The sequence below is a fragment of the Mycobacterium sp. genome (assembly GCF_049802695.1).
In the GTDB taxonomy this organism is placed as follows: Bacteria; Actinomycetota; Actinomycetes; order Mycobacteriales; family Mycobacteriaceae; genus Mycobacterium.
This window is the reverse complement of record NZ_JBARMY010000513.1, coordinates 1-2,322: the sequence shown is the minus strand read 5'-3', so window position 1 is coordinate 2,322 and position 2,322 is coordinate 1. Positions and strand designations below refer to the sequence as shown.

Annotated in this window: 2 protein-coding genes and 1 pseudogene; all 3 read right to left on the bottom strand. The window is 69.9% G+C overall.

The features are described 5' to 3' along the window. Positions 1-771 (bottom strand): annotated as a pseudogene (locus WA317_RS20305) (AAA family ATPase); the annotation flags it as partial. A 3-nt stretch (positions 772-774) separates the two neighbouring features. Continuing rightward, positions 775-1,626: a CDP-alcohol phosphatidyltransferase family protein gene (locus tag WA317_RS20300; RefSeq protein ID WP_425174736.1), complete on the bottom strand. Its 852-nt coding sequence runs from the start codon at positions 1,624-1,626 to the stop codon at positions 775-777. Positions 1,627-1,727: 101 nt separating this feature from the next. Then, on the bottom strand, positions 1,728-2,322 hold a 595-nt coding region (locus WA317_RS20295), incomplete at its 5' end, for a phosphatidylserine decarboxylase (RefSeq protein WP_425174735.1).

The window sequence follows — 2,322 nt, the reverse complement described above, 5'->3', positions numbered from 1 at the left end:
CGCCTTGCCGACACCGGCCGGCCCGGACACCAGCACACCGAGGTTCGTCGCGGCACCCAACGTCTGCAGCAGGTGGGGCTCGTCGAGTGCCAGCTTGAGCCATTCGGTCAGCCTGGCCGCCTGCGGCTGACTGCCTTTCAGGTTGTCGACGGGAACCGGTGCTGCCGCGGGCCGGCTGCCTCGGGTGCCGGCTGGCCGCGGGGCCCCGCTGCCCCAGGTGACCGACGAGTTGGGTTGCACGCTCACCGGCCCACCCGGATCGACGCCGGTGACTGTGAGCAGCTCCGAGGTCCAGCTGATCCCGACCGCTGAAGCCAGCGCCCGAGTCGCCGCTGACGTCGACGTACCCGGCCCCAGATCGCGCGGCAGCAGCGATACTGCGTCGCCGACCGTCATCACCTTGCCCAGCAGGGCCTGCCGCAGCGTCGCGGGTTCAACCGAAAGGCTGGTCAGAGCCGAGCCGCTGAGGGTGACCGACCGGGCTCCGTACACCGTGACCGCAGCGACGATCACCTGGCTGTCTTCCCGCAGCCCGGCGTTGGACAGCGTGATGTCGTCGAGCATGATCGTGCCGACCGGGGTGTGCGGACCTGCCACCCCCGCCACCGCCGCCGTGGTGCGGGACCCGATCAACGACACCGCGTCCCATTCCCGAATCCCCAGCGCTGCGATGGCATTCGGGTGCAGGCGGACGACGCCGCGGCGCGAGTCGACGGCCGAGGTGTTCAGCCGCGCGGTCAGGGTCAGTTGGGGAGTCGCACCGGAAACCATTTGTCAGGTGCCCGGCTTACGCAGACCCAGGCGGGCCATCGACCGTCGGTTCGGCTGCGCCCGGCGGATCGCCCGCCGGGTGGCTCGTCGTTGCTTGGGTTTGTGGTCCCAGGCCTCCGGGTGCGCGACCAACCAGCGGTGGCTGCGCACCGAGAACGGGATGTAGAGCAAGTAGCCCGCGATGCCCACCAGGATCAGGACGTAGGGGAACAGGAATGCGACAGCGGCGACGATCGCCAACCCCGCCAGCAGCACCGCGGCCAGATTCGGCGGCACGGAGAGGGCGTGCATCTTCTTCATCGGGATGCGGCTCACTACCAGCATCGAGCAGGCCGTCAGCCAGAGCGACACTATCCACGGCGAGCTCCACCAGCCGTCGCCGAACTGCAGCCTGGCGGCCAGCGGCGCCAGCGCCGCGATCGCCCCGGCCGGAGCGGGCACCCCGACGAAGAACTCCCTGGCGTAGGAGGGCAGGGTGGCGTCGTCGAGCAGTGCGTTGAATCGCGCCAGGCGCAGCACGATCGACACCGCATAAAGCAGCACCGCCACCCAGCCGACTTGCAGCGGCGACAACAGCGACACGTACACCACCACCGCGGGCGCCACCCCGAAGTTCACCGCATCGGCCAGCGAGTCGATCTCCTCACCCATCCTCGACTCGGCGTCCAGGATGCGGGCCACCCGCCCATCGAGTCCGTCGAGGATGGCGGCCGCCGCGATCAGTGCTATCGCGGTGTGCGGTTGGCGTTCGAGCGCGAACCGGATGGAGGTGAGCCCCGCGCAGATCGCCAGCACGCTCATCGAGCTGGGCAGAATCCGCAGGTTGACTGTTCGCCTGTTGCGCGGCCTAACCATCTGCGCCGCTCCTTCTCATCGCTTCGCTCTGCATCGTCGCGGCGCGGTCATCGGCGCCGCTCCTTCTCATCGCTTCGCTCTGCATCGTCGCGGCGCGGGCGTCATGGCAGCTCGGCCAGCACGGTCTCGCCGGCGACAGCCCGCTGCCCGACGGTGACCAGCACGTGGGAACCGGCCGGCAGGTAGGTGTCCAGCCGTGAGCCGAACCGAATCAGACCGTAGGTATCGCCGATGGTCAGCCCGTCGCCGGCGCGTGCGTCGCAGACGATGCGACGGGCCAGCAGCCCGGCGATCTGCACGACGACGACCTCTGCACCGGCGGCGGTGCGGATGATCAGGCTGTTGCGTTCGTTGTCTTCGCTGGCCGCGGCCAGTTCGGCCGAACCGAACCGGCCCGGCCGATGCTCGATGCTGACCACCTCGCCGCTGACCGGGGCTCGTTGCACATGGGCGTCGAGCAGCGACAAGAAGATGCTGATCCGCGTCAACGGCTGGTCACCGAGCCCGAGCTCGGCGGGCGGCGCCGCGGCCTCGATCAGGCAGATCAAGCCATCAGCCGGTGCGACGACTACGCCGGGCCGCGCCGGCGGCACCCGCGGGGGATGGCGGAAGAACACCGCACAAGCAAAAGCGCTGCACAGGCCGGTGCGGCGCAGCCAACGGTGCTTGCGTCCCGCCAGGGCTCCCGTCAAGGCC